Below are 2,754 nucleotides of genomic sequence, written 5' to 3'. Positions count from 1 at the left end.
GTATATAAATTAGAACTTACATAAAAGGAGATCAAGCATCATGAAAAAATTATTTAACTCTGCTTTCGTTTATTTAGTTATTGCGCTATTCAGTGGTGTTCTATTTAGAGAATTGACCAAAATATTAGGTGTAACTGATACCACAGCATTAGGAAAAGTTCACGGTCACTTAATGTCCCTTGGATTTATGATGTTTTTAATATTTCTTGTAGTCGAAAAGTGCTTTAAACTATCAGAATCCAAAAATTTTAATCTATTTTTCATTTTTTATCATATAGGACTAGCCATCACAGTTACGATGATGTTTATTCGAGGAATTACAACTGTCCTTGAAATTGATGGAAGTCTTGAACTTTCTAAAGGTTTAGATGCTGCCATTTCAGGTATTTCTGGACTTGGGCATATTATCCTAACAGTTGGCCTAGTACTCTTCATGTTAATTTTGAAAAAACAAATCGAAACTCGAAAAGCATAATAAAAAGCGCTATGTTATGAAAGAACTCTATTCATACATAGCGCTTTTTTTATTTTAAAATACTAACAGTCACCTTGAAAAACGTAAGGAGATGAGGAATTTAATAAGCTTTCTATTCCGCCTGGATGGTATGGCATTAAATTATTAGCAGTATCTACATCCACCCATTTTATTTCGGCGATTTCATTCTTGTCTTCAATTTTAATTTCTCCATCAATAGCTTTTGCTTCAAATGTAATCATTAAACCATGATGTCCCTTTCTTGAAAAAAACGCTTCATTAACGGCAATAATACTTCCTACTTCAATTACTAAACCTGTTTCTTCTTTTGTTTCGCGAATAACTGCCTGTTCTAAGGTTTCTCCTATTTCAACCGCTCCTCCCGGTAGGGACCAAGTTGAATGCTGATTATTAACCATTAATACCTTTTTGGTTATTTCATCAAAAATAAATGCATATACAACATCTACTCTTTTCATATATAACACCTCTTGCTTTTAGACTAATAAATATATTAAGACTATTACTACTTCAACTAAACCTAATTATAAATGATCAACTTTATTCAAAACCAATAACAAAAACAAGGCACTATAAAAGCTTAAAACCATTACAGATAAATTTGTATCATTTAATAAAGTGTATTCTATTGCTTTATGAGTTTGTACATCGTGTTTTTCTAATTCTTTAAGGAGTGAGAATTCTAATTTTCTCTTTTCATGATGTTTCATGTCTGATAGGCGTAAAAAGTATTTGTTTTGTCGGACCGTAACTATATATTTTTTATCTGGTGAGTATCCTTTTTCAATTTTCTTTACAAATGAATAATCTTTAAGAATGGATACATTACTTATTACATCGTCAATTAATAAAGTCAATACTCTTCATCTCTCTTTCGATAATTCAGAAGATAAAAAATACTATATAAATAGAAAGCTGTCAAATTATCTTCTAGAATAAAATTTAAACGGGTCATTAACTAGAATAACTCCAATCAATAACCCATTTTTACTGTCCCGGCTAAGCCTTAAATCCGCTTCTTTTCAAATAGTTAAAGAAATTATTGATTACTTGCTTTTACCGCTTCCTCTAATATATTAACTTTCCATGAAACAATAGTTGTACTATCTTTAACATTGTTTTCTTTAATTGTTAACAACAATGTTTGAACACCTTGGATTTGCTTGGAATTAGTCATCACCTTAAATATTTCACTTGCATCTTTAAAAGGGTCATTTGGACATTCAATTAAACCGTCAGTAGTCAGCAAAAGATGATTGATCCCTTGTCTTAATTCCCTAGTTCCACTACTATAGCAAGGTATTTTACTATCAAATGTGTTAACTTGTCCAATCCACTCGTAGAATTGTCTTTGATTAAGTTGGTATTGTCCTAATATTGTTAATTCCGGATGAAACAAATAAAGAACACAATCACCAACTGAAAACCACCAAACATACTTCTCTTTTCTAACAACAATTAAACAAGATGTTTCACCTTTAACTTGTCGACAAAAACTAATGAACTCATCGCTTAGAAAAAGACTTAATGTATACTCTTCTAGTTGTTTAAACAATTTAAAATGAATAGTTTTTGATAAAAGGTACTCTAATTCAGTTTTGTTTTGATTGAAAAGATCTATAATTATTTCAGCACTTTCAGCAGTCTGGTGAACATCTAAAATAATTACAAATTCCCAATTAGCAATTTCATCGAACCATACTAGACAACCATCTTCATTCTTATTCTGTCCTGCTTCGGAGTTACCGCCATATCGTCCAACGACAAGATGAGCGAGCAAATAACTACTTGGCTTATCAATAAACGCTTCTTGACTTCCAACCCAACTAAAATCTCCCACAGCAAGCCTCTCCTTGTTTTTTTATAAAAATTATAATATACACACATTTGCATTAGTACTTACCACTATGTGTTATGTACTTTAAGCTAAATATTTAAAATTAACTATTTTTATATAAATTAATAAATATTTTAAAATTTGTTAATAATTTCGTAAAATTTACATTATAAGATATATAGGAAGTTCAATCTTTGACCTTCTTCACAAAGTCTCCTGTATGAAACCAGTCTATCGAGGCTGGTTTCATACCTAAATGAATTTTAAAGGTTGTTTTAACGACCCCCGACAACTTCGTAGGCTCCTTTATTATGTAATACACTTAACTCTTTTCATATACAAAAAGATCAATTGAGATTATAAAACGATGTGCTTGTATTTATGTGATTTTTCGATTAGCTCATTCTTTAATGGCCTTTTT

At 30.3% G+C, this 2,754-nt stretch carries 4 protein-coding genes; 1 reads left to right on the top strand and 3 read right to left on the bottom strand.

From position 1 onward, the window contains the following. The first annotated feature begins 40 nt into the window (after nt 1-40). Nucleotides 41-475 (top strand): DUF2871 domain-containing protein, encoded by a 435-nt coding sequence (locus V7014_RS26870; RefSeq protein ID WP_335512144.1) that lies wholly within the window; start codon nt 41-43, stop codon nt 473-475. 62 nt (nt 476-537) lie between these two features. On the opposite strand, the gene V7014_RS26865 is transcribed toward V7014_RS26870, so the two are convergent. From V7014_RS26865 to V7014_RS26855, 3 genes are all read right to left on the bottom strand, one after another. After that, nucleotides 538-954 (bottom strand): NUDIX hydrolase, encoded by a 417-nt coding sequence (locus tag V7014_RS26865; RefSeq protein WP_335512142.1) that lies wholly within the window; start codon nt 952-954, stop codon nt 538-540. A gap of 66 nt (nt 955-1,020) precedes the next feature. Beyond that, nucleotides 1,021-1,353, bottom strand: a complete 333-nt coding sequence (locus tag V7014_RS26860) for a hypothetical protein (protein WP_335512140.1) — start codon at nt 1,351-1,353, stop codon at nt 1,021-1,023. A gap of 182 nt (nt 1,354-1,535) precedes the next feature. Beyond that, nucleotides 1,536-2,336, bottom strand: a complete 801-nt coding sequence (locus V7014_RS26855) for a protein phosphatase 2C domain-containing protein (RefSeq protein ID WP_335512138.1) — start codon at nt 2,334-2,336, stop codon at nt 1,536-1,538. Nucleotides 2,337-2,754: the final 418 nt, after the last annotated feature.

This window comes from Bacillus sp. JJ722, from assembly GCF_036963345.1.
In the GTDB taxonomy this organism is placed as follows: domain Bacteria; phylum Bacillota; class Bacilli; order Bacillales; family DSM-1321; genus Bacillus_AD.
This window is presented reverse-complemented; position numbering and strand designations above follow the sequence as displayed.